The sequence below is a fragment of the Pseudomonas sp. PDM03 genome (assembly GCF_014852385.1).
In the GTDB taxonomy this organism is placed as follows: Bacteria; Pseudomonadota; Gammaproteobacteria; order Pseudomonadales; family Pseudomonadaceae; genus Aquipseudomonas; species Aquipseudomonas migulae.
Genome location: NZ_JACVBM010000005.1, coordinates 100,099 through 124,351, shown reverse-complemented (window position 1 = coordinate 124,351; position 24,253 = coordinate 100,099). Strand labels below are relative to the sequence as shown.

The 24,253-nt window shown below is 58.1% G+C and carries 22 protein-coding genes; 16 read left to right on the top strand and 6 right to left on the bottom strand.

Annotated features, from left to right (window positions below; all coding sequences use genetic code 11):
- Positions 1–33: 33 nt before the first annotated feature.
- From rfbD to rfbB, 4 genes are read right to left on the bottom strand one after another with little or no spacing between them, the layout of a single operon-like run.
- Positions 34–915: a dTDP-4-dehydrorhamnose reductase gene (rfbD, locus tag IB254_RS10455; RefSeq protein WP_192417223.1), complete on the bottom strand. Its 882-nt coding sequence runs from the start codon at positions 913–915 to the stop codon at positions 34–36.
- Positions 912–1,457 (bottom strand): dTDP-4-dehydrorhamnose 3,5-epimerase, encoded by a 546-nt coding sequence (gene rfbC / locus IB254_RS10450; RefSeq protein ID WP_008040112.1) that lies wholly within the window; start codon positions 1,455–1,457, stop codon positions 912–914. The genes rfbD and rfbC overlap by 4 nt, the downstream gene beginning before the upstream one ends.
- On the bottom strand, positions 1,457–2,329 hold the full coding sequence (gene rfbA, locus IB254_RS10445) for a glucose-1-phosphate thymidylyltransferase RfbA (protein WP_008040111.1): 873 nt from the start codon (positions 2,327–2,329) through the stop codon (positions 1,457–1,459). The genes rfbC and rfbA overlap by 1 nt, the downstream gene beginning before the upstream one ends.
- Positions 2,326–3,408: a dTDP-glucose 4,6-dehydratase gene (gene rfbB, locus IB254_RS10440; RefSeq protein ID WP_008040110.1), complete on the bottom strand. Its 1,083-nt coding sequence runs from the start codon at positions 3,406–3,408 to the stop codon at positions 2,326–2,328. Before rfbB ends, rfbA begins: the two co-directional genes overlap by 4 nt.
- Before the next feature lie 177 nt (positions 3,409–3,585).
- Between rfbB and IB254_RS10435 the strand changes: the two genes are divergently transcribed.
- The 4 genes from IB254_RS10435 (at position 3,586) to IB254_RS10420 (ending at position 9,249) form a co-directional block, all read left to right on the top strand.
- The gene (locus tag IB254_RS10435; RefSeq protein ID WP_192417222.1) at positions 3,586–6,498 is read left to right on the top strand and encodes an aminotransferase; all 2,913 of its coding nucleotides are present in this window, start codon (positions 3,586–3,588) and stop codon (positions 6,496–6,498) included.
- A gap of 301 nt (positions 6,499–6,799) precedes the next feature.
- A complete protein-coding gene (gene aguB / locus IB254_RS10430; protein WP_008025021.1) occupies positions 6,800–7,678 on the top strand; it encodes an N-carbamoylputrescine amidase in 879 nt (292 codons plus the stop codon).
- 4 nt (positions 7,679–7,682) lie between these two features.
- Positions 7,683–8,789, top strand: coding sequence for an agmatine deiminase (aguA, locus tag IB254_RS10425; RefSeq protein WP_192417221.1), 1,107 nt, complete (start codon positions 7,683–7,685; stop codon positions 8,787–8,789).
- A gap of 244 nt (positions 8,790–9,033) precedes the next feature.
- Positions 9,034–9,249 carry a hypothetical protein gene (locus IB254_RS10420; protein ID WP_008040104.1) on the top strand — a complete coding sequence of 72 codons (216 nt, stop codon included), beginning with the start codon at positions 9,034–9,036 and terminating at the stop codon, positions 9,247–9,249.
- A gap of 224 nt (positions 9,250–9,473) precedes the next feature.
- Here the strand turns inward: IB254_RS10420 and IB254_RS10415 are convergent, their stop codons facing one another.
- Complete coding sequence (locus IB254_RS10415) at positions 9,474–11,567, bottom strand: TonB-dependent receptor (protein WP_192417220.1); 2,094 nt, start codon at positions 11,565–11,567, stop codon at positions 9,474–9,476.
- Positions 11,568–11,822: 255 nt separating this feature from the next.
- On the opposite strand from IB254_RS10415, the gene IB254_RS10410 reads away from it, so the two are divergent.
- The 10 genes from IB254_RS10410 (at position 11,823) to IB254_RS10365 (ending at position 20,760) form a co-directional block, all read left to right on the top strand.
- Positions 11,823–12,494, top strand: a complete 672-nt coding sequence (locus IB254_RS10410; RefSeq protein ID WP_192417219.1) for a DsbA family protein — start codon at positions 11,823–11,825, stop codon at positions 12,492–12,494.
- 18 nt (positions 12,495–12,512) lie between these two features.
- On the top strand, positions 12,513–12,908 hold the full coding sequence (locus tag IB254_RS10405; protein WP_192417218.1) for a nuclear transport factor 2 family protein: 396 nt from the start codon (positions 12,513–12,515) through the stop codon (positions 12,906–12,908).
- A 240-nt stretch (positions 12,909–13,148) separates the two neighbouring features.
- The gene (locus tag IB254_RS10400; protein WP_192226780.1) at positions 13,149–14,435 is read left to right on the top strand and encodes an OprD family porin; all 1,287 of its coding nucleotides are present in this window, start codon (positions 13,149–13,151) and stop codon (positions 14,433–14,435) included.
- A 286-nt stretch (positions 14,436–14,721) separates the two neighbouring features.
- Positions 14,722–15,735 (top strand): 2-keto-3-deoxygluconate permease, encoded by a 1,014-nt coding sequence (locus IB254_RS10395; protein WP_192226783.1) that lies wholly within the window; start codon positions 14,722–14,724, stop codon positions 15,733–15,735.
- On the top strand, positions 15,732–17,012 hold the full coding sequence (locus IB254_RS10390; protein WP_192417217.1) for a four-carbon acid sugar kinase family protein: 1,281 nt from the start codon (positions 15,732–15,734) through the stop codon (positions 17,010–17,012). Before IB254_RS10395 ends, IB254_RS10390 begins: the two co-directional genes overlap by 4 nt.
- Before the next feature lie 5 nt (positions 17,013–17,017).
- Positions 17,018–18,019, top strand: a complete 1,002-nt coding sequence (gene pdxA / locus IB254_RS10385) for a 4-hydroxythreonine-4-phosphate dehydrogenase PdxA (RefSeq protein ID WP_192227011.1) — start codon at positions 17,018–17,020, stop codon at positions 18,017–18,019.
- Between the two features lie 55 nt (positions 18,020–18,074).
- Entirely contained in the window at positions 18,075–18,848 is a 774-nt protein-coding gene (locus IB254_RS10380) for a DeoR/GlpR family DNA-binding transcription regulator (protein WP_192226787.1), read from the top strand.
- 283 nt (positions 18,849–19,131) lie between these two features.
- Complete coding sequence (locus IB254_RS10375) at positions 19,132–19,353, top strand: tautomerase family protein (RefSeq protein ID WP_008025002.1); 222 nt, start codon at positions 19,132–19,134, stop codon at positions 19,351–19,353.
- Positions 19,350–20,006: a DsbA family oxidoreductase gene (locus tag IB254_RS10370; RefSeq protein WP_192417216.1), complete on the top strand. Its 657-nt coding sequence runs from the start codon at positions 19,350–19,352 to the stop codon at positions 20,004–20,006. Before IB254_RS10375 ends, IB254_RS10370 begins: the two co-directional genes overlap by 4 nt.
- A 43-nt stretch (positions 20,007–20,049) precedes the next feature.
- Positions 20,050–20,760, top strand: coding sequence for an SDR family NAD(P)-dependent oxidoreductase (locus IB254_RS10365; RefSeq protein WP_008024998.1), 711 nt, complete (start codon positions 20,050–20,052; stop codon positions 20,758–20,760).
- A gap of 168 nt (positions 20,761–20,928) precedes the next feature.
- On the opposite strand, the gene IB254_RS10360 is transcribed toward IB254_RS10365, so the two are convergent.
- A complete protein-coding gene (locus IB254_RS10360; RefSeq protein ID WP_192417215.1) occupies positions 20,929–21,372 on the bottom strand; it encodes a hypothetical protein in 444 nt (147 codons plus the stop codon).
- A gap of 1,160 nt (positions 21,373–22,532) precedes the next feature.
- Here IB254_RS10360 and IB254_RS10355 point away from each other — a divergent pair.
- Entirely contained in the window at positions 22,533–23,204 is a 672-nt protein-coding gene (locus IB254_RS10355; protein ID WP_079743413.1) for a hypothetical protein, read from the top strand.
- A gap of 83 nt (positions 23,205–23,287) precedes the next feature.
- Positions 23,288–24,118, top strand: a complete 831-nt coding sequence (locus IB254_RS29740; RefSeq protein ID WP_153894726.1) for a HEPN domain-containing protein — start codon at positions 23,288–23,290, stop codon at positions 24,116–24,118.
- Positions 24,119–24,253: the final 135 nt, after the last annotated feature.

Sequence of the window (24,253 nt, the reverse complement as noted above, 5' to 3'; positions counted from 1 at the left end):
CATCAGGCGCCTGAGGGTACAGGCGCATTATGCCTAGGCTTGCCCGGCAAGACACTCGCGCAACGCGGTTTGCCAGTCTGGCTGACTGACACCCCATTCGCGGAGCAAGCGACTGCAATCGAGGCGCGAATTCAACGGTCGGACGGCAGGCGTCGGGTATTCGCTGGAAGGGATGGGCAACAGGTGCGCGCAAGGCTTGCCCTGTTTGCGTAGTGCTTCACCAATGGCCTGGGCGAAACCGAACCATGAGGTTTCACCTTGAGCGGTCAGGTGATAAGTGCCCCAGGCGCCCGGCTCACCGGCCTGCCAGCGTTCGATCAGGGCGAGGGTGCTGTTGGCGATCGTGCCGGCCCAGGTGGGCGCGCCGATCTGATCGGCAACGATGCGCAACTCGGGTTTTTCTTGCAGCAGACGCTGCATCGTCAGCAGGAAATTGCTGCCACTGGCCGAGTAGACCCAGCTGGTGCGCAGAATCAGATGCATGCCTCCCACCGCCGTGATGGCTTGTTCGCCAGCCAGTTTGCTCTGGCCGTAAACCCCCAGCGGCTGGGGCGCGTCGGCTTCGTTGTAAGGCTCGCCCTTGCTGCCGTCGAACACATAATCGGTGGAGTAGTGAATCAGCGGGATGCCCAGCGTCAGTGCTTCTTCGGCCAGAATTCCCGGGCCCGTCGCGTTGATGGCGAACGCCAGCTCAGGTTCGCTTTCTGCCCGATCGACCGCCGTGTGAGCGGCGGCGTTGATGATCAGGTCGGGATGAGCGAGCCGGACCTGTTGGCGAATCTGTTCCGGTTGAGCCAGATCGAGTTGATCGCGCCCCAGCACCATGAGTTCATCAGCCGCGCTCAAGCGGCGCTGCAGTTCGCGGGCGACCTGGCCGTGCTGGCCAATGATGAGAATTCGCAAAGGGATTTTCATGGAAGCAGTTCAGATTCCTGCCAGCTTTTACCGTGTTGGTCCTTTTCCGACAGTTGAGGCGCTTCTTCCAGTTCCCAGTCGATGGCCAGTGTCGGATCGTCCCAGCGAATGCAGCGATCTGACGCCGGGTCGTAATAGTCGGTGGTTTTGTAGAGAAACTCGGCGTACTCGCTGAGTACCAGGAAGCCATGGGCGAAGCCTTCCGGTATCCACAACTGGCGATTGTTCTGTGCGGACAAACGCACACTGGCCCAGCGTCCGAAGTTTGGCGAACTGCGGCGGACATCAAGGGCCACATCGAGCACTTCCCCCGCAGTCACCCGAACCAGCTTGCCCTGGGTGTGTTGCACCTGATAGTGCATGCCACGCAGCACGCCTTTTCGCGAACGCGAGTGGTTGTCTTGAACGAACGCTTTCTTGAGGCCGGTGGCGTTTTCAAATTCACGGACATTGAAACTTTCATAGAAAAACCCACGTTCGTCACCAAAGACCTTCGGCTCGATAATCAGCACACCTGGTAACTGGGTGGGGGTGACTTTCATTACGCTTCTCCGGCAATCGTATAGAGATACTGGCCATAACCGGTCTTGCCGAAATACTTCGCTCGCTCAAGCAAGTGCTCGCGATCGATCCAGCCATTCATGTAGGCAATTTCTTCGAGACAGGCCACTTTCAGTCCCTGGCGGTGCTCGATGGTTTGCACATATTGCGACGCTTCGAGCAGGCTGTCGTGAGTGCCGGTGTCGAGCCAGGCGAAACCGCGGGTAAAGCGCTCGACCTGAAGTTTGCCGCGTTGCAGATAGGCGTTGTTCACATCGGTGATTTCCAGCTCGCCGCGCGGTGACGGTTTGACGGCCTTGGCAATGCGGATAACGTCGTTATCGTAGAAATACAGCCCGGTGACCGCATAGCTGGACTTTGGCTTGAGCGGTTTTTCTTCGATCGAGATGGCGCGGCCTTCTGCGTCGAAGTCGATCACGCCAAAGCGCTCCGGATCCTTGACCCAATAGCCAAATACCGTCGCGCCGCTGGTTTGCTGCGCCGCTCTTTGCAACTGGCCACCGAAGTGCTGGCCATGGAAGATGTTGTCACCGAGGATCAGGCACACCGGGTCGTCGCCGATGAATTCCTCACCAATCAGAAACGCCTGGGCCAGGCCATCCGGCGTAGGCTGTTCGGCGTAGCTGAAATGGACGCCGAACTGACTGCCGTCACCCAGCAGGTTGCGGTACTGCGGCAGATCCTGCGGGGTGGAAATCACCAGGATTTCCTTGATGCCAGCCAGCATCAACACCGAGATCGGGTAGTAGATCATCGGCTTGTCGTAGATCGGCAACAGCTGTTTGGAAACGCCTAGCGTGATCGGGTGCAGGCGCGTGCCCGACCCTCCAGCCAACACAATTCCTTTCATCATGCGAGTAACTCCTTGATATCGGTGGAGCCTAGTCGTTCACCCTGATAACTGCCATCTTGAACGCGGCGGCACCATTCCAGGTTTTCCAGATACCACTGAACGGTTTTGCGCAGACCGGTTTCGAAGGTTTCTTCTGGCACCCAACCCAGGTCGCGCTCGATTTTGCCGGCATCGATCGCGTAACGCAGATCGTGCCCGGGGCGGTCCTGGACGAAGGTGATCAAGTCGGCATATCGGGTAACACCGGCTGGTTTGACCGGGGCAAGTTCTTCGAGCAGGGCACAGATGCTGCGCACCACGTCGATGTTCGTCTGTTCGTTGTGTCCGCCAATGTTGTAGGTCTCGCCGACGACACCTTCGGTGACTACTTTGAGCAACGCTCGTGCGTGATCCTCGACGAACAGCCAGTCGCGGATCTGCAGGCCGTTTCCGTAGACCGGCAGCGGTTTGCCGGCCAGCGCGTTGAGAATCACCAGCGGAATCAATTTTTCGGGGAAGTGGAACGGGCCATAGTTGTTCGAGCAGTTGGTCAGCAAAACCGGCAGCCCGTAGGTGCGCTGCCATGCGCGGACGAGGTGGTCCGAGGCCGCTTTGCTGGCGGAGTACGGCGAGCTTGGCGCGTACGAAGTCGTTTCGGTGAACAGATCATCGACACCGTGCAGGTCGCCGTAGACTTCATCGGTGGAGATATGGTGGAAGCGGAAGGCGCTTTTTTCCGGCTCGGCCAGGGTGTGCCAGTAGGCGCGAGTGGCTTCCAGCAGGCTGTAGGTGCCGACGATATTGGTTTGAATGAAGTCCGAAGGCCCATCGATGGAGCGGTCGACATGGGACTCAGCCGCCAGGTGCATGATGGCGTGTGGCTGGAAACGTGTCAGTACGGCGCTCACGGTGGCTTGATCGACAATATCGGCTTGCACGAACTCGTAGCGAGTGTCGGTGGCAATGCTGGTCAGCGATTCGAGATTGCCCGCATAGGTCAGTTTGTCCAGGTTGAGCACTTCATGCTCGGTGTGCCGAATCAGCTGGCGAACCAGGGCAGAGCCGATGAAACCGGCGCCGCCGGTGATAAGAATACGCATGTGGGCCAGCCTTTTTTTCCGTCGGACGATATAGCGAAGATCATAGCTTGTCGGCAGGAGAGTGGTGGTGCAAGAGGGTTGTGTCTGCAATTTGGGTTTTGTGGCGTAAACAGGGGGTTGATTATCGACCGATGCGGTGGCGATATAAGCGCCTAATAAAATTTCAGGGGTTGTTGTATGCCGCTCGCCACGTTGATTCATCGCGCCAGTTTGCCCAGCCCGCAAGTGTCTGCGGAGCAAGCGCTTGAGCTGCTCGAGGGGCATTACGGGCTGAGCGCAAAGCTGCAGGCGCTCGGCAGCCAGCAAGACCTGAACTTCCGCGTTGACAGTAAGCATGGGCGTTTCGTCCTGAAAATCTGCCGGGGCGACTATTCGGTGCTGGAGCTGCAAGCCCAGCATGCCGGGCTCAAGCATCTGGCCGAACACTCCGGTGTGCCGGTGCCGCGAGTGATTGCCGCGCAAAGCGGCGCCGACCTGCTGTCACTGGAAATCGACGGGCAAGCGGTGCACGTACGCCTGCTCGAATACATCGAGGGCCAGTCGCTTACACATCTCGATCATCTGCCCGGATCCGTGGTGGCCGGTTTCGGCCGGCTCTGCGGCGAAATGGACCTGGCGCTGGCCGCTTTCGATCATGCGGGCCTTGAGCGCACCCTTCAGTGGGACGCCCGCCACGCGAATGCGTTGATCGCGCATTTGCTGCCGGTGATTGAAGATGACCGGCAACGCGCGTTGATCGCCGAAGTGGCCGAGCAGGCCGAGCGGCATTTGCAGCCGCTGATGGACAAGTTGCCGGTACAAGCCATTCACATGGACATCACCGACGACAACGCGGTCTGGCAGCGCGATGCGCAACGCCAGTGGCAATTGCAGGGCGTGATCGATTTTGGCGATCTGGTCCGCACGTGGCGCATTACCGACTTGTCGGTGACCTGCGCGGCGCTGCTGCACCATGCCGGAGGCGATCCGTTCTACATTTTGCCGGCGGTTCAGGCTTATCACGCGGTCAATCCGTTGCAACACGAAGAGCTGCTGGCGCTGTGGCCATTGATCGTTGCGCGGGCGGCGGTACTGGTGCTCAGCGGCGAGCAGCAGGTCAGCATCGACCCGGGTAATGCCTACAGTCGCGACAACCTGACCCATGAGTGGGAGATTTTCCGCGTGGCCACGTCGGTGCCGTTGGCGTTGATGGAAGCGGCGATCCTCACCTCGGTGGGTCACAGCCTGCCGGACATCGGCAGCGAAGGCTTCGCACCGCTGCTGCCGAGCCTGGTCGGGCGCGAATTTGCCTTGATCGATCTGGGCGTATTGAGCCCGCATTTCGAGGCCGGTAACTGGGAGCAGGAGGGGATCGATCAGCGTCTGTTGAGCGAAGCGGCTGCGGCCCACGGCTTGGCAGCGAGCCGTTACGGACAATACCGTTTATCCCGCACCCGCCCGGACAGTGCGACAGAACCAGACACTTGCCCATTGCACGTCGAGCTGCGAGTGCCTCATGGCACTGCGGTCGAATCGCCGTTTGCCGGGGTTGTGCATCAACCGGCGCCGGGTGTGCTGCAACTGGACGGCCCACAGTTGAGCGTGCGGTTGTGGGGCGTGACACCGTCGCTGCACACCGGTGCGGCACTGGTCAAAGGCCAGGTGTTGGGTTCGGTCAGCGGCCCGTTGCGGGTGCAGTTGTGCCGAGGCGCGGCGCTCGATGCGCCGTTGTTTTGCACGCCTTCGCGCGCGGCCGCCTGGCAAGCGTTGTGCCCGTCGCCGGCAGCGTTGTTGGGGCTGGCGTGCGATGCCGAGGCAGAGCTTGATTCGCAGACTTTGCTGGCGCGCCGCGACGCCAGTTTCGCCCGGACCCAGAAGCACTATTACGTCGACCCGCCGCGCATAGAGCGTGGCTGGCGCAATCACTTGATCGACATGCAGGGTCGCTCCTACCTCGACATGCTCAACAACGTCGCGGTGCTTGGCCACGGTCACCCGCGTATGGCCGAGGTCGCCAGTCGTCAATGGTCACTGCTCAATACCAACTCGCGGTTCAACTACGCAGCGGTTGCCGAGTTTTCCGAGCGCTTGCTGAAACTGTCGCCGGAGGGCATGGACCGGGTGTTCCTGGTCAACAGCGGCAGCGAGGCCAACGACCTGGCGATCCGTCTGGCGTGGGCCTATAGCGGCGGTCGCGACATCATCAGCGTGCTGGAGGCGTATCACGGCTGGACCGTGGGGGCGGACGCGGTCTCGACCTCGATCGCCGACAACCCCAAGGCCTTGAGCAGCCGTCCCGACTGGGTGCACCCGGTGACCGCGCCGAACACCTATCGCGGCGAATTCCGTGGCCCGGACAGTGCGCCGGATTATGTGCGCAGCGTCGAACACAACCTGGCGAAAATCGCGGAGCAGCAACGCCCGCTGGCCGGTTTCATCTGCGAACCGGTGTATGGCAATGCCGGTGGTATTTCGCTGCCGCCGGGTTACCTGAAACAGGTCTATGCAATGGTCCGTGCGCAGGGCGGCGTGTGCATCGCCGACGAAGTGCAAGTGGGTTACGGCCGCATGGGCCATTTCTTCTGGGGCTTCGAAGAGCAGGGCGTGGTGCCGGACATCATCACCATGGCCAAAGGCATGGGTAACGGCCAACCGCTGGGCGCGGTGATCACCCGTCGGGAAATCGCCGAAGCGCTGGAGGCCGAGGGCTACTTCTTCTCGTCGGCGGGTGGCAGCCCGGTCAGTTGCCAGATCGGCATGGCCGTTCTGGATGTGATGGAAGAGGAAAAACTCTGGGAAAACGCCCAGGTCGTGGGCGGGTATTTCAAGGAGCGTCTTGAGGCGCTGATCGACAGTCATCCGCTGGTGGGCGCGGTGCACGGTTCCGGTTTTTATCTGGGCGTGGAGTTGATCCGCAACCGTGAAACCCTGGAACCGGCGACCGAGGAGACGACGGCGCTGTGTGACCGGTTGCGGGAGCTGGGGATTTTCATGCAGCCGACCGGTGATTTCCTGAACGTCCTCAAGATCAAACCGCCGATGGTTACGTCGCGCCAGAGTGTGGATTTCTTTGTCGACATGCTGGCGAAGGTGTTGGCCGAAGGTCTGTAAACACATAACCCCCCTGTAGGAGTGAGCCTGCTCGCGATAGCGTCGGATCAGCCAACACACATGTTGAATGTTCCGACGCTATCGCGAGCAGGCTCACTCCTACAGGATAGGGTTTAATTCGATTGTTATCGGGTTTAAGTGCTGTTGTTTTCGACAGATGGAAGATTAATTGCTTTTAAAGCCGATTTTTATCGGCTATAAAGTCGCCATTGCCGCGGCGTGTCTCTTCACGCCCGGCGCTTCCCTTTCTGTCATCGGTCGATGCCAAACTCGACCCACAGCACCTGCCCGGAGATGATTCATGAGCCGTATCGTTACCGTCGCCGCCACCCAGATGGCCTGTTCCTGGGACCTTGAAGCCAACCTCGAAACCGCTGAAAGGCTGGTCCGTGAGGCTGCGGCCAAAGGCGCGCAGATCATCCTGATCCAGGAACTGTTCGAGGCGCCGTACTTCTGCCAGAAGCCGAACCCGGATTACCTGCAACTGGCCACGACGGTTGAAGACAACGTCGCCATCAAGCACTTCCAGAAAATCGCCAAAGAACTGCAAGTGGTGCTGCCGATCAGCTTCTACGAACTGGCCGGCCGTGCGCGTTTCAACAGCATCGCGATCATCGATGCCGACGGCTCCAACCTCGGGATTTATCGTAAAAGCCACATTCCGGACGGCCCTGGCTATCACGAAAAGTATTACTTCAACCCGGGCGATACCGGCTTCAAAGTCTGGAACACCCGCTACGCGAAAATCGGCGTGGGCATCTGCTGGGATCAGTGGTTCCCGGAATGCGCGCGCAGCATGGCGTTGCTGGGTGCGGAAATTCTGTTCTACCCGACCGCCATCGGCAGCGAGCCGCACGACAAGACCATTTCGTCCCGCGATCATTGGCAGCGTGTGCAACAGGGCCATGCCGGTGCCAACCTGATGCCGCTGATCGCCAGTAATCGCATCGGCAATGAGGAGCAGGACGGGTACGACATTACCTTCTACGGCTCGTCGTTCATCGCCAACCAGTTCGGCGAGAAGGTTCAGGAACTCAATAAAACCGAAGAAGGCGTATTGGTTCATCGCTTCGACCTCGATGAACTGGAGCACATTCGCAGCGCGTGGGGCTCGTTCCGTGATCGCCGCCCGAACCTATACAATGCGCTCAAAACCCTCGACGGTTCCCTGGAGTCCTGACCGCATGACCACATTAAACAGCACCCCGCGCGCCGACGGCTTCTACATGCCCGCCGAGTGGGCGGCGCAAACCCAAACCTGGATGATCTGGCCCGAGCGTCCGGACAACTGGCGCCTGGGCGGCAAACCGGCGCAAGCCGCACACGTGGCGGTGGCCAAGGCCATCGCGCGTTTCGAACCGGTGACCGTGGCGGTGTCCGCCGGCCAATACGAAAACGCTCGGGCGCGTCTCGATGTGCCGAATATTCGTGTGGTCGAGATGTCCAGCGACGACGCCTGGGTCCGCGACACAGGCCCGACATTCGTCATCAATAACAGCGGTGAAGTCCGCGGCGTGAACTGGGACTTCAATTCGTGGGGTGGTTTTGACGGCGGGTTGTATTCGCCTTGGAACCGCGACTCGCAGGTCGGCGGCAAGATCCTCGAGATCGAGCGCAGCCCGCGTTATCGCACCGAGGGTTTTGTGCTCGAGGGCGGTTCGATTCACGTGGATGGCGAAGGCACGCTGATCACCACTGAAGAATGCCTGCTCAACCGCAATCGCAACCCGCACATGAACCGTGCGGAAATTGAAGCGATGCTCAGCGCGAATCTGGCTGTGGATAAAATCATCTGGCTGCCGGACGGTTTGTTCAACGACGAAACCGACGGCCATGTGGATAACTTCTGCTGCTACGTGCGTCCGGGCGAAGTATTGCTGGCCTGGACCGACGACCCGCAAGACCCGAATTACCCGCGCTGCCAGGCGGCGATGAAGGTGCTGGAAAGCAGCACCGACGCCAAGGGTCGCCCATTCACGGTGCACAAGATGCCGATTCCCGGGCCGCTGTATGCGACCGAAGAAGAGTGCGCCGGTGTCGATCCGGTGGACGGAACTCAGGAGCGCAATCCGACCGTTCGTCTGGCCGGTTCCTACGTGAACTTTCTCATCGTCAACGGCGGCATCATCGCGCCAAGTTTCGACGATCCGCTGGATGGTCCGGCCAAAGAGATTTTGCAGAACCTGTTCCCGCAACACGAAGTGGTGATGGTGCCGGGCCGCGAACTGTTACTGGGAGGCGGTAACATCCACTGCCTTACCCAACAACAGCCCGCGCCGCACAAGGAGTGAGTGGGGTTGTAACAGCTTGAGTTGATTGCTAAATCGCTCAGGCAAACGTTTTCCCCGTACGCCTCGCAGAAAGCCCGCAGCCCGTCAGGACTGCGGGCTTTTTTGTATCCGCTCGTCGACCGTCCAGACACATTGGCACAGCTCTTGTATCTCTCCTGGTGTAGACAGGGAGGGGGAGGACTTCGATGTTCTGTCATAAACCTTGGATAAGTTAGCCGCTCACAAACCAGGAGAGAGCGCGGAAATGAACGCCGAAATGAATGTAGTGAGCGAGCGGGCATTGCATCCCCTGGCAGTAAAGAACAGCGATTCGCTCCAGATTCTGGCGCACTGGTTGAAGTCCAATGGAACGCGTCAGATCAGGGAACCTGATCCGCGCCGGATGATGATCGAGCGTTACCCCGCTGGTTTATTCAGCGAAGCGGAACTGGAAGCGTTGTGGGATGTGATGGAAGGATAAGAAGAAAAACAACGGATTGATAAAAGCGCTGCCGGGAGGGCGGCGCTTTTTTATGGGCGATGGTTTTGTGGGCATTACGCAGAACCCCGTGTAGGAGCCGGCTTGCTGGCGATAGCGGTCGTCCGGCCAGTAAATACGTTGACTGGCCCACCGCTATCGTCGGAACGCCGCCCGCAGCAAGCCGGCTCCTACACGGGGCGGCGTGATGTCGGAGTCCGGGGTGTTTAGAAGCTGTAAGTCCCGGTCACCACCACGCTGCGCGGTTCACCCGGCTGAATCTGCGCCGCGCTGGTGGCCGACGAGTAATAGGTTTTGTCGCTGATGTTGTTCAGCGCCGCGCGCAAATCCCAATCCTTCTGACGGAACCCGGCCAACGCATCCCAACGGCCATAACCCGGTAGCACGGTGGTGTTGAGGTTGTCGGCGTAACGCTGGCCCACCAGGGTCAAACCGGTTTCGGCGTACCAGCCCATTTCCGGTTTCCAGGTCAGGAACAGGCTGCCGTTGTGCTTGGCCACGTTGCTGATGCGCTTGCCTTTAAAACCGTTGTTGTCCTTCTCGACCGTCGCGTCCTGCACGCCCACGCCACCGCGCACGTACCAGTTGCCGACAATCTTGCCGGTGCCGGTCAGCTCGATCCCGCGGGAACGTTGTTTACCGGTAAGCAAGGTAATGGTCGGGTTGAGCGGATCGCTGGTGCGACGGTTGTAGAGCTCCAGTTCGTAGATCGCCAGCGTGGTGCTCAGGCGATCATCGAGCCAGTCGCTCTTCACGCCGATTTCCTTCTGCTTGGTCAGCTCGGGGCTCAGGTCGTTGGTGTTGCCGGCAGCGCCAGGCGTGATGCCGATCAAGCCACCGCCCACCGGGGAAAAGGTCTTGGTCCATGACGCATAGAAGGAGTGATTCTGCAGTGGCGTCCAGACCAGTCCTACACGTGGGCTGGTGCTGTGGCTGTCGCGGTCCTCGGAAATGTCCCGCAGGTTGTTGGTCGATTCGATGTCGAAGGTGTCGTAACGCAGACCGCCCAACAGTTGCCATTCATCGTTCAGGCGCAGTTGGTCCTGCACGTACACCGCACGGCTTTCGACTTCGGTGTGGTTGTCGCTGGACACCTGCATGCGTCCGGTGTGACGCAAATTGCGATTAGGGCTGTTCAGGTTCAGCGCCGGAACAGGCCGACTGCCGGGGCCGGTCGTGGCGGCGGTGTACAGGATCGGGTCGCGGCGCTGGCTGCCGATTTCGATGCCGGTCAACAATCGATGCTCAAGGCCAAAGGTATCGAAACCACCCTCCAGCTCAACGTTGTTAAACACGTTGCGGGTATTCAGGTCCTGCTGCCAGTGCTGGCGCGTGACCGAATTGGTCGCCGGGGTGTAGCCGATCAGGTAGGTGTTGTCGAAATCGCTGTTGAGCTTGAACACACCCAAGGTCTGACGCAGTTGCCAGTTCTCGTTGATGTCATAGCTGAGTTTCGAGCGCAGGGATTGCGACTTGTCATCGATGAAATCGTTATCGCTGCCGTAGGTCGTATCCCGTCCGACATCGGCCGGGCGTCCGTTGACACCGGGGATTCCGCGATCCGGCGTACGGTTGTAGCGGCTGTATTCGTACTGCACCAACCAGTTCAGGTCGGGTGTCAGTTGCCAGCTCATCGACGGCGCGAACAACTGGCGATTGCCGCTGACACCATCGCGGAAACTGTTCTGATCCATGTTGCCCATGTTCAGACGCAGGCTGATGTTCTCGCTGGGGTCAGTGCTCAGGTCCGCGTAAAGGCTGCGCAGATCGTTGCTGCCACCTTGGGCTTCGATGGTCGAACGACGGCCGAATTCCGGCAACTTGCTGACCCGGTTGACGATCCCGCCCTGACTGCCACGGCCGTATAACACCGCCGCCGGCCCCTTGAGGACTTCGATGCGCTCGATGTTGTGCAGGTCGCGCACGTACTGGCTGTCGTCCCGAATACCGTCCAGGTAAAAGTCGTTGCTGGCGTCGAAACCGCGAATGCGCAAGCTGTCGAAACGGGTGTCGGCGCCGCTGCTGACGTTGGGCATTCCGCTCAGCGCCGTGCCCAGATCGTTGGTCCCGTAATCGACGACGTTCGAGGTTTTTATCGAGTCGATGGCTTGTGGCACGTAGCGTACCGGCGTGGCCGTGCGGGTCGCTGTGCTGGTTTCTTTCACACGTGGATCGTCGGCCTCTGCTTCGGCGCTGATCGAGGTTGCCGGCAGGGTTGTAGGCGCGGCGTAGGAAAAACCGGCAGATAGCAAGGCAGAGAGCCCAAGACTGAAGGGCGTAAGACAAAATGGGGCAGGCATTAAGGACGCATCCGTAGGATTTTTGGGTATCGTGAAGGGCGCGAATGGTAATGCTTGCTATTTACTTTCGTGAATTATTCCTGAGAAGTTCCCTTGTTTGATTGTTTCAATTTGTGTCGTAGTTGTTACAGAAAGGATTTCAGCATTTGACCGATTCATGAAACAGACTGAAAGCCATTCCGGCGTTTTTCAGAAACTGTCGCAGGGCTAACCTGCCGGCATCGATTTTTCCTACCTTTTTGCCGGAGCCTTCCCATGATCCTTCACTACATTTACGACCCGTTGTGCGGCTGGTGCTACGGCGCAAAACCGTTGGTGCAAGCCGCTCAGGCCGTTCTGCCAGTGATTGCCCATGGCGGCGGCATGATGACCGGCGCCAACCGTCAGAGGGTCTCGCCACGTTTGCGTGACTACGTGATGCCCCACGACCGGCGCATCGCCGAGTACACCGGTCAGCCATTCGGCGAAGCGTATTTCGAAGGGTTGCTGCGCGATGAAACGGCGGTGTTCGATTCCGCTCCGCCGATTGCCGCCGTGCTCGCGGCGCAGCAGATCGCTGGCCGTGGACTGGAGTTGTTGGGCCGTTTGCAGAGTGCGCATTACGTGGAAGGGCGGCGTATCGCCGATGAAGCCGTGTTGATCGAGCTCGCCAACGACATCGGCCTGGAAGCCGAAGCCTTCCTGTCAGCGTTTGAAAACGCCGACACCGATGGCCACATCAAAGCCAGTCGCGCCTTGTTGGCCAACGTCGGCGGCCATGGTTTCCCGACCTTCGCCCTGGAGCAGGATGGCCAGTTCACGTTGATCGACATCAGCCCGTGGCTCGGCAAACCGCAAGCCTTCGCGGCATGGCTGAGTCAATCGCTTCCCGCAGACGCCGCGACATCCGAGTTTCAAGCCTGTGGCCTCACCGGCTGCGCCCACTGAATTCTCCCGGAGCCTCTCATGGATAACCTGAGCCTGATCAAAAGCACCTACGAAGGCGCCAACTCCCAGGAAAATGCGCGAAACACCGCCGCAGCCCTGGCCGATGACGCTCGCTGGACCGAAGCCGCAGGCTTTCCCTACGCCGGCACCTACGTTGGTTTTGACGCCATCGTCGAGAATGTCTTCAAGCGTCTGGCCACCGAATGGGAAGGTTTTCAGCTGAAGATCGAGGACTACGTCGCACAGGGAGACAAAGTGTTTGCCTACGGCAACTACAGCGGAGTCTACAAAGCCACCGGCCGCTCGATGAATGCTCGCGTCGCCCATTTGTGGACCATCGCCAATGGCAAAGTTACCCAATTTGAACAATTCGTCGACAGCCACACCGTGCAGCTGGCAATCGTAGACAAGTAATTTCTTAGACGATTTTCACCTAATCACAGACGATTCATGAAATTGACACATGGTTAAGGGCGCGGATAGGATTCGCCCCAACGCCTGTGGCTAACCGCCATGACTCAAAAAAATAAAAAGGCCCGCTCCGCGATTTATCGTGGGCGGGCCTTTTTGTTTTCGGGTGAAAAAAGAGTGCGATAGCGCCGTTTCAGCCGTTCGACACAGCGCGTATCAACCCGAAATAAGGAAAAGAACAAAATGTTGAATAAGCGAATCAGCCTGATCGCTCTGGGGATGTTGAGTGCGACACAGGCCATGGCTAACGACCAGGCCGAATCCAAGGGTTTTGTTGAAGACAGCAGCCTCAAAGTGCTGCTGCGCAATGCCTACATCAATCGTGACTACAAAGACGGTCGTGCGGACAAAGCCGAGTGGGGCCAAGCGGCCATCGGCACGTTCTCGTCCGGTTTCACCCAAGGCACCGTCGGTGTGGGTGTGGATGCGTTCGGTCTGTACGCACTACGTCTGGATGGCGGCAAGGGTCGCACCGGCGCGCAAGGCATCGACTTCTTCAAGAAGGGCGACAGCGGCAACGCGGCTGACGACCTGTCGAAGGGCGGCGCAGCGGTCAAATTCCGTCTCTCCAGCACCACGCTGACTTACGGTGACCAGATGCCGGCCCTGCCGGTGTTGAGCTACGACAACGTGCGCCTGCTGCCGGAAAGCTACACCGGCACGCTGATCACCTCCAAGGAGATCAAAGGCCTGGAACTGAACGCCGGTCGTTTCACCGCCGAATCGCGCAAAAGCGCGGAAGGCCGTGACAGCGGTGGCCTGAAGTCGATCAACGTATTGGGCGGTAGCTACCAGTTCACCGAGCAGTTCAAGGCGGCGGTGTACGCGTCTGACGTTGAAGACGTGTTGAAGAAGCAATACGTGAACGCCAACTACGTGTTCCCGATCGACAAGGATCAGTCCCTGACCCTCGACTTCAACGGCTACCGCACCAAGCTGGACGATTCCTACGTCCGCGAAAGCGGTGCCACCGGCGACGACAACAAGATCTGGAGCCTGGCAGCCACCTTCGCCACCGGCCCGCACTCGTTCACCGTCGCTCACCAGCGCAGCACCGGCGACAGCAACCTGGGCTACGCCTACGGCGGCTATCAGAAGGATCAAGGTCGCGTCGGTGACGGTGGCAACACCATCTACCTGGCGAACTCCTACTGGTCCGACTTCAACGCTGAAGACGAGCGCAGCTGGCAGGTCGGCTACGGTCTGGATTTCAGCACGTTCGGCGTTCCGGGCCTGAGCTACAACGTGGCTTACGTGCGCGGCGACAACATCACCACTTCCACCAGCGAAGGCGGTACCGAGCGCGAAATCTTCAACCAGTTCAAATACGTCGTGCAAAGCGGCCCGGCCAAAGACCTGAGCGTGAAACTGCGCAGCTCGATCCTGCGTGTTTCGCAGAAGTCGAGCGAGTACAACGTCAGCGGCAACGAAGTCCGTGTGTTCGTCGACTACCCGATCAACATTTTCTGATGATCGGTTGCAGTATCGAAGTCTGATTGAAGGCTGAGAACGAAGAAGCCCCGACTGGTTCGGGGCTTTTTTGTGGGCGGCACGAGGCTCTAGGTCGCGGCAAGCGCATCAGGTGCTCAACTGCTATCGACGCAAAATGATCAAAACGAGCATCAAGAATGATTGATTTGCGCAATTTGTAAGGGTGGCATAAGATTATTTTGACTGAATCAATCATCTCTGTGATCGATTCAGTCAGTTTCGAGGTGAAACACGTCTTACCCCACAATTATAAAAGGAGACCCTCGTGGCCCAATTTCCTATCAAACGCACCATAGAACGCATTCCGGGCGGCATGATGATCGTGCCCCTGCTGATCGGTTCGCTGGTCGCCACCTTCATGCCTGATACGCCCAAGTTTTTCGGCTCCTTCACCAACGCGCTGTTCACCGGAGCGTTGCCTATCCTCGCGGTGTTCTATGTGTGCATGGGCGCGAGCATCAACATCAAGGCCACGCCTTACCTGCTCAAGAAGGGCGGCACGCTGCTGATTACCAAAGTCGGCATCGCCGTGCTCATCGGTATCGTGCTCGGGCATTTCCTTGGCGAGCAGCCGATTTCGTCAGGCCTGTTCGCCGGCATCTCGACGCTGGCGGTGGTCGCCGCGATGAACGACACCAACGGCGGCTTGTACATGGCGCTGATGGGGCAGTACGGTCGCTCCGAAGACGTCGGCGCCTACTCGGTCATGTCCCTGGAGTCCGGTCCGTTTCTGACCATGGTTACCCTCGGCATCGCCGGCCTGTCGGCGTTCCCGTGGCCGACGCTGGTGGGCAGCATCCTGCCGCTGGCGCTGGGCATGTTGCTGGGCAATCTCGACCGCGACATGCGCGACTTTCTGGCCAAGGCCGTTCCGGTGATGATCCCGTTTTTCGCTTTGGCGCTGGGCGCCAGCCTGGATCTGCACAACGTCTGGCAGGCTGGCTTGCTGGGTCTCGGCATGGGTGTTGCGGTGGTCGTGTTGACTGGCATTCCGCTGTTCTTCGCTGATCGTTTGACCGGTGGCACGGGCGTCGCGGGTGTCGCTGCGGCTACCACCGCCGGGAACGCCGCAGCCGTTCCTGCGCTGATCGCGGCGGCCAATCCGGTTTACGCCGAAGCGGCCAAGAGCGCGACCATATTGGTAGCCGCCTGCGTGGTGGTCACCGCGATCCTTGCGCCGATACTCACTGCAGCCGTCGCCAAGCGCGTACAAAAGCGCAACCCTGTCGTCGTCTCTGAGCAGGAGATCGAACCTCAAAAGCAGGAGGCGTTGCGATGAGGATTCTGATCATCGCCGATGATCTGTCCGGCGCGGCGGATTGCGCCATTGGTTTTGCGAGTGTCGGGCTGCAAACCGTCGTCACGCTCGATCCTTTGAATGACAAGGCCGATGCTCAGGTGATCGCTGCTGATACGGACACTCGCCGCCTCTCTGCGGCGCAGGCTGCCGAGCGCACCGTTGCGGCGTTCAAGGCGCTGCATCAGCCTGGGCAGCGGTTGTACAAGAAAATCGATTCGACCCTGCGCGGTAACTGGGCGGCGGAAGTCGCTGCCCTGCAACCCTTGGCCGGGCTGGCAATCGTTGCCCCGGCATTCCCTGCTACGGGGCGCACGTTGCGCGGCGGTCGGGTCTTCGTGAACGGTCAACCGCTGGAAACCACCGATACCTGGAAGCTCGAAAACGCTGATCGCCCAGCTGATGTAGAAGCGATGCTCATCGCCGCCGGCCTGAGCACCGCGAAGCTGGACCTCGACACTTTGCGCGGCAACGAAAATGCGCTCGCGCAGCACATCACCGAAGTCGCCCGCAGCGGCACGCAAGCGCTGATCGTCGATGCACAAATCGAAGACGATCTGCTGACCCTCGCTCGCCTGACTGCGTCGATGGATCAGCCGCTGTTCTGGATCGGTTCGGGTGGCCTGGCGCGGGAAATCGCCAGTCTTCCGGATTTCGCCGAAACGCGGTTTACGGCCATCGAACCGACCGCGCAGGAAAAAAACCAGGCGCCGATTCTGATCCTCGTCGGCAGCCTTTCCGGCGTCTGCGAGCGGCAATGCGCGCTGCTCAAGGAGCGCGGCGGTGTCAGCGAATTGGTCGTCCCGCCTGAGGTCCTTCGCCAGGGCGTCGCCCATGAAGATTGGGCAACCTGGCAGGCGCGCATTGGCGAACAACTTGATGGCTGGAGCGACCTGCTGCTGCGCATCGGCCGCGATGACGCGTTCGATCCGCAAGAGGGCGCGCAACTTTCAAGCATGTTGGCCGTGTTGGTCGAACCGCACTTCGCCAAGGTCGGCGGCCTGATCGCCACCGGCGGCGAAACGGCGCGGGCCATATTGACCACCGTCGGCATCGACAGCCTGCAACTCATCACCGAAATCGAGGCCGGCGTTGCCTTCGCCCGCCCGACTGTTTCCCGGCAAGGCCATCGTCCCGGCATCGTGACCAAGGCCGGCGCGTTCGGCACCGATCACGCTTTGTATGCGGCATGGCAACACCTGAGCGACAGCGCCGATCGCTCCTCGCCCCAACGCACACGAATCCAAGGACTCGAATGAACACTATGAGCAATTACCTCCCTATCATCGGCATCACCATGGGCGACGCCTCGGGTGTCGGTCCGGAAATCGTGGTCAAGAGCCTGACTCACGACATCGTCTATCAACAATGCCGACCGCTGGTGATTGGCGATGCGCGCCGTCTCGAACAAGCCAATGTGATCGTCGGCGGCAGCGCCAAAATTCGCCGCATCAAGGACGCTTCCGAGGCACGCTACGAGACCGGCGTGATCGACTGCATCGACCTCGACCTGATCCCCGACGACCTGCCATTCGGCGAACTCTCGCCCATCGCCGGTGACGCCGCTTACCAATACATCGCTCGTGCCGTGGAGCTGGCGCAGGCCAACCAGATTGACGCGATCTGCACCGCGCCGCTGAACAAGGAAGCGCTGCACGCCGGCGGCCACAAATACCCTGGCCACACCGAAATGCTCGCGCACCTGACCAACGTCGACGAAGTGTCGATGATGCTGGTGGCGCCGCAGCTGCGGGTGATTCACGTCACGACCCACATCGGCATCATCGACGCGATCCGCAAGATCGAGCCGGGCCTGGTCCAGCGCACCATCGAGCGCGGCAACGCGACGCTGATCAAGGCCGGCATCGCCCGCCCGCGCATCGGCGTGTGCGGGATCAACCCGCATGCCGGTGAAAACGGCCTGTTCGGTTATGGCGAAGAGGAAGAAAAAATCATCCCTGCGGTGAAGCTGTTGCAGGAACGCGGCCTCGATGTCACCGGCCCGCTGCCGGCCGACACCCTGTTCTTCCGCGCCGGACGCGGCGACTTCGATCTGGTGGTCGCGATGTATCACGACCAGGGTCACGGCCCGGTCAAGGTGCTCGGTCTGGAAGCGGGTGTGAACGTCACCGTCGGCCTCGACGTGATCCGCACCTCGGTCGACCACGGCACCGCGTTCGACATCGCCGGCAAAGGCATCGCCGATGAGCGCAGCCTGCTCGAAGCGCTGCGCCAGGGCGCGGAACTGGCCACGCGACGGGGATGAGCCGCAGGGGCGCTGTCGTGTAAGATCGACCACCGTCCACCGTGCGAGACCCGCCATGAAAGCCTCCGAACGCCACCGCGCCATCCTCGACCTCGTACGCATCGGCGATGCCAACGTCGAGCAATTGAGCGCGGCCCTCGGGGTTTCGGAAGCCACGGTGCGCCGCGACCTGACCATGCTCGCCAAACAACGGCACTTGGTGCGCACCTACGGCGGCGCCACCGCAGTGGTCGGTGTGCATGAACCGGAAGCCTCCCTCGAAGAACGCAAAACCAGCCAGTGGGAACAGAAAGACGCCATCGCTCAAGCGGCGGCGGCGCATGTCCAGGACGGCGACACCGTCCTGCTCGACGGCGGCACCACCTGCGCCGCGCTGGCCCATCACCTGTGCTCGCGACAAGACGTGCACGTGGTCACCAACAACCTGCTGGCGGTGATGACCTTGGCCAATGCACCGGGTATTCGCCTGACCTTGATCGGTGGCGACTTGCGCGGTTCGAGCATGAGCACATTGGGGCCGTTGGCGGAGTTGACGTTAAGTCGGCTGAGCGTCGACAAAGCCTTCCTCGGCGCGGACGGCGTGGTCGCGGAATTTGGTTTGTGCGAGGCGAGTGCGCAGCAAGCGTATCTCAAGGAATGCATCATCAAACGGGCTGCACAGATTGTGGTACTCGCTGACACCGACAAACTCGGTCGTGCGCGGCAACAGCACTGGACGCCGATTGAGCGGGAGTGGCGGTTGATTACCGGGGCTACCGCCGATGAAGCTGCTCTCGCACCGTTTCACGCGCTCAAGCAAATCACCGTCGAAACCGTAATCGTCGATTAAACCCCCGAACGTGTAGGAGCCGGCTTGCTGGCGATGGCGTCTTCAAAATCGCCATCGCCAGCAAGCCGGCTCCTACGAAAAGCGATCTCCGCTCTGTCGGCGAATTCTGTTTCCAAGACGTGTCGCAAAAAGTGAAAAATTGCGACACGTTATGGCGTCATGCATTACACCACGTAACTAATGATGTTCCCGCCCCCACCTTTATCCCCACCCCCCAACCTCCTACATTGAGCTCCAACACCTACCCATCATCCCGATGAGCAGGTCACTGGAGATCTTCCTCATGCCTTTTGTAAGCGTACGCATTACCCGCGATGGCGTTACCTCTGAGCAGAAAGCTCAGGTGATCGCTGAAATCACTGAAACACTGGAACGCGTCCTCAAGAAGGACCCGCACCTGACCCACATCGTGATCGAAGAAGTCGACACCGATAACTGGGGCTACGCCGGGATCACTACCACCCAGTACCGCAAGCAACTGGCTGAGAAGGAGGGCAAGTCGTGACTGCGTCGGTCTCCATCGATTTCGTCTCCGACGTGGTGTGCCCTTGGTGTGCATTGGGCGCGACGGCGTTAGAGCAGGCGATTGAGAACGTGGCGGGTGAAGTCTCGGTGGAGCTGACCTACAAGCCCTTCGAGTTGAACCCGAACATGCCGCCCGAAGGCGAGAAAGCCGTCGAGCACTTGATGCGCAAATACGGGCGCACCGCTGAGGACGTCGCCTCCGGCAAAGCGATGCAGATCGCTCGTGGTGAAGCACTCGGTTTCAAGTTTGACCTGGAGAAGCGCACTCACTTCTACAACACCTTCGATGCTCACCGTCTGCTGTTGTGGGCGTTACAGGAAGGGCGGCAAGTTGCGCTGAAGAAGATCCTGCTACGCGGTTACTTCACCTACGGCCAGAACCCGAGCGATCGCGAGACGCTGGTTCGACTGGCAGCCGAAGCGGGGCTGGATGCAGCGGCGGCTCAAGAGGTGTTGGCGTCCGGAGCGTTCGCCAAAGAAGTACGTGAGCTGGAAGCTTTTTACCAGCAGCACGGCATCAATTCGGTACCGGCCATGATCCTCAACGGTCGGCACCTGGTGTCCGGTTCGCAGTCGGTCGAGTACTACGAACAAATGTTGAGACAAATGGCGAAGGAACCCGCCGAAGCCTGATTCATTACTTTTTCAAACCATCATTTATTAGTAGAGGTTCATCATGAGCAATTCGAAAAAAGTCATCGTTATCACTGGCGCCTCCCAAGGTCTCGGCGCCGGCATGGTTAAAGCATTCCGTGATCTGGATTACAAAGTTGTCGCCACTTCTCGTTCGATCAAACCATCCACTGATCCGGACATCCTCACCGTGGCTGGCGACATCGGCAACCCGGAAGTCGCTCAACAAGTGATCCGCGAAGCCATCGCACGTTTCGGCCGCGTCGACACCCTGGTCAACAACGCCGGTATCTTCGTCGCCAAACCGTTCACCCAGTACACCGCTGAAGACTACGCCAATGTGCTTTCGGTGAACCTGAACGGCTTCTTCTACATCACCCAACTCGCGATCACCGAGATGGAAAAACAAGGCAGCGGCCACGTCGTCAACATCACCACCAGCCTGGTCGACCACGCTATCGACGGCGTGCCATCGGTACTGGCTTCGCTGACCAAAGGTGGTTTGAACGCGGCGACCAAATCCCTAGCCATCGAATACGCCAAGCGTGGGATCCGGGTCAACGCGGTTTCCCCAGGCATCATCAAGACGCCGATGCACGGCGAAGAAACCCACGCAGCGCTGGGCGCTCTGCACCCGGTCGGGCACATGGGCGAGATCAGCGACATTGCTCAGGCGGTTGTTTATCTGGATAGCGCCAATTTTGTTACTGGTGAAATCCTGCATGTGGATGGTGGGCAGAGCGCGGGTCACTAAGACCGGCTTTTCCAAACTGCGGAAACAACAAAGCCCTCGTATTTCTACGAGGGCTTTGTTTTGTATGGTGCGGCACCAGAAGTCGACCCCAACTGATTGGGGGGCCGGATTCATTTTTTATCATTGGAAATAAATCTGTCCTCACTTCTCAAGTTCAGAACGGAACCGTTAAGTCACCCTGGCATTTCCAATAATGAATGCGCCTGCCATCAGCGTTTCACGAGGTTGCCAAGGTACGTCTGCGGTCAGCTTCGCAAAGATCCTTCCCGAGATGATTTCTGATCTAACGACCCAAGGTGAGCCTGGTTTTGAAATACCGGAAAAGGAGACCGGTCTCGTGAAAAGAGTCCAGGTAAGGGTGTCCGACTTAGAGTCAAAGGAGACACCAAAGGGATCAGGTTTTCCATTACAGATGGCAGTGCCAAACATCTCCCAGTCATCACCTAGAGAAATGCACTGACCTTGGGGGGCAGAGAAGGCATATGCATGATGTGGAGGTCGCGTGTTGGCATGAAATATCATCCAGGCGCCGGAAAGAGCATTTTCAGCTAGATCTGCAAGCTGTAACCCAGTCCCATCTAAGTGCGCAGCCAGCTCGTTATCAAAATCCATATTTAGGTGCTCCCTGGGGCTATCCCCTTGATGTCATCACTCTAGCAACCTTCTTTTGCGTCTGTAACCAACCTCAAAATTCTGGTTCCCCGGCGCACATCTGCACCCTGCACGGTTGACCTCCTGGCTGGGGAGAGACATCCAAGTAAGGCAAGAGCCTCAAACCGAGAATTTTTTGAAGCTTTGGTTTCAGTCGATCACTGAATATCTCTTGAAATAGTCTCAAGCAGGCGTTCATCGAACACACCCGATTAAGAAGCTGGTAAGCCATCGCTTCATCCAGCTCTGGGCGCTTAAAATAGGATGCTCAAGACAATTATCGCGTTTTATGGATACGCCATAATTATTGGCCATCCATAATTTAGCCTAAATTATGATCGTGAGCTCGATACGGGAATGGAGGGCGGGGTGTTGGAGAGGAGAGGAGAGGCAAAATATGACACTCCAGAAACAACAAAGCCCCTGCATTTCTGCAGGGGCTTCGTTTTGTATGGTGCGGCACCAGACGAACGGTATGTTTCGGCGAGAGTAGGTTTTTCGGGCATCTGGAGCTCGCTGGAAAATTCGGCGTACCCCAACTAGTAACTATAAATAAATCAGCTAGTTATGGCGTTCGGTGGAATCGAACTCGGGATTTTTTAGATGTCAGCACGTTGTCGGTCTGCAAGTAATTCAGAGCCGCATACGAATGGTAAACCCCCCTGAATTTGAACGTTGTCAATCATCTATTTCGTAGAGAATAGGCAGAAATCCGCCAAAAGCTGCCGTGGCGACAGGCAGCAGACGGCCGAGACTGTGTAAAGACGTTTTAGCGCAGGGTTGAGATACAGAACCTGAACGAAAATCGCGTTCCTCCGCAAATTTCAGGTTTGCTGATCAACCAAGGACTGGCAGATTTTACGTAGCAACGCAGACGTTAAAACGGTGCCTGCGTTTTTACACAGCCTGGACCAGAAGCGGACGGAGGACACAGTGATGGCAGATAGCTTGCCTCTCCAGCATCACCGATGCTTTACTGAATCGTTTCGCCCTCTGGGCAATCAGAAATTTTGTTCAAAGTAGTGCTAAATGCGCATAACCATTAGCTAAAATATCTCATCCTGCTCAATGGGATGGGCAACATCTATCCCCCAGCCAAACTATAGGTCGCCAGGTTAAATATGAGTAATTCGTCAGAACAATTTGATGTCCTTTCGAATGCCTTAAGGGTATTCCCCGAAGAGATATTTAGGCTTAACTATTTCCTCAAAGAGGTAAATGATCCAGAGGAAGGTATTTCAAATATTGAGATAGCCTGCGTTAATGTTTTTAATCAGTTGTATGGAATGATGTGCGCTCTGAAAGATGATGGCCACATAAGCTCAATATACGAGTATCACGCCATCACAACAATACTGTGCATGCGCCACGTGTTGCAGCACAAGGCCGGCAGAATTAAAAACAACTTACGCGACGCATTCAAAAAGGAGACTCAGGAAAATTTCGCACTGATAAATTATGGGGCTTCGGACGAAGGACTGGTAATACTGCCATTCTACATCAGCATATCCTGGCTACAGGACGGAATCCAAAATAGCAACAACTCAAATCGACTTCCATTAATAAACTCATACTTAAGTCTTGAGCTGATTAAAATAGACCTTGACAAACTCTCTATACCCTTAAGCAATAGCTACCTAGGCATTATGCCGCTCATCACTGAGGCACTGCGTCAGCTTTGCATAAGTTACGGTGGATTTTTCAAACCTACCGGCTTTGATAGTGAAGTTTATTACAATCATTTTCTTAATGTTAACAAAATCAATACGCAAGACTATGCAATCGTCCCCTAACGATGTGTTCAAATTGCTAGCTCATTCGCTCGTGCGGGCTACAATCCGGCTTTAACCAAACATTAGCTCCCAGGGAAAGTACCGTGCGAGTACAGGCTTCAGGAACCGAAACCTTCCTTTATCTGAACGGAATTGTTTCCGATAAGAAAATACGTCTTGCCGATGGCCTTGTCCTCGAGCCCACACGTACTGATTGCTCTGCTGACCTCTTCCTAGCCTTGGGGAAGAGCGATATAGATATTTCGGTCATCTCACTTTTCCTTCCCCTCGTACGTAGTCAACTCAAGGTTCGCGGTAGGAACGGCAAAGAGACCGCTATGCGAGCTTGGAACGCCGTTTGGGACGTCCTACTGCTTGGCGCAGTCACCGGGAGAGAGGTGATGTGTAACCTTCAGTCTGATGTTCCTGCAACGGAACTCACCCCTATGTCGCGGCTAGCAGTCACAAACTACCACCTTCGCGGCCTTACTCTTCAAAAACAGACGCCGGTAACTGAGGATGACATCGTTTGGATAGAACAGTACTTCGCTAACGCTCGGACCCTGATGGACAGCGACTCATTCGAGAACGCAGTCCATTGTCTAGCCTCCTATCGCTGGCACTCTATGCCAAGAGCAAGATTGGCCATCCTATGGTCTGGCATTGAGGGATTGTTTGGTATCGACAGCGAGATCGTGTTTCGAATGAGTCTCTACGCTGCCAAGTTCTTGGAGCCAGAGAGCGCCGAAAAACAGCGCAATATGTTCTCCAGAGTAAAAAATCTCTACAAACTGCGCTCTAAGGCGGTCCATGGCGGCCGAATTAAAGGCGACCCGGCTCTTGGGGTAAATGAGTCAGCAGATCTGCTGCGCTTGTTGATCCGAAAATGTGCCGAGGTGAAAGCTCTGCCAGACTCTGAGAACCTCGTGCTGTGAGTACTTGGGAAGCCCAGCAGCGATGACAGCACTTGGTGCCAGAGCTTCCACACGAACGTCAGATTCGCGAGATGATGGCCTCTCCGGCGTGGCCCGAAATCCAGGCGGGATTCAAAGCGAGACAGGCCTTATGAG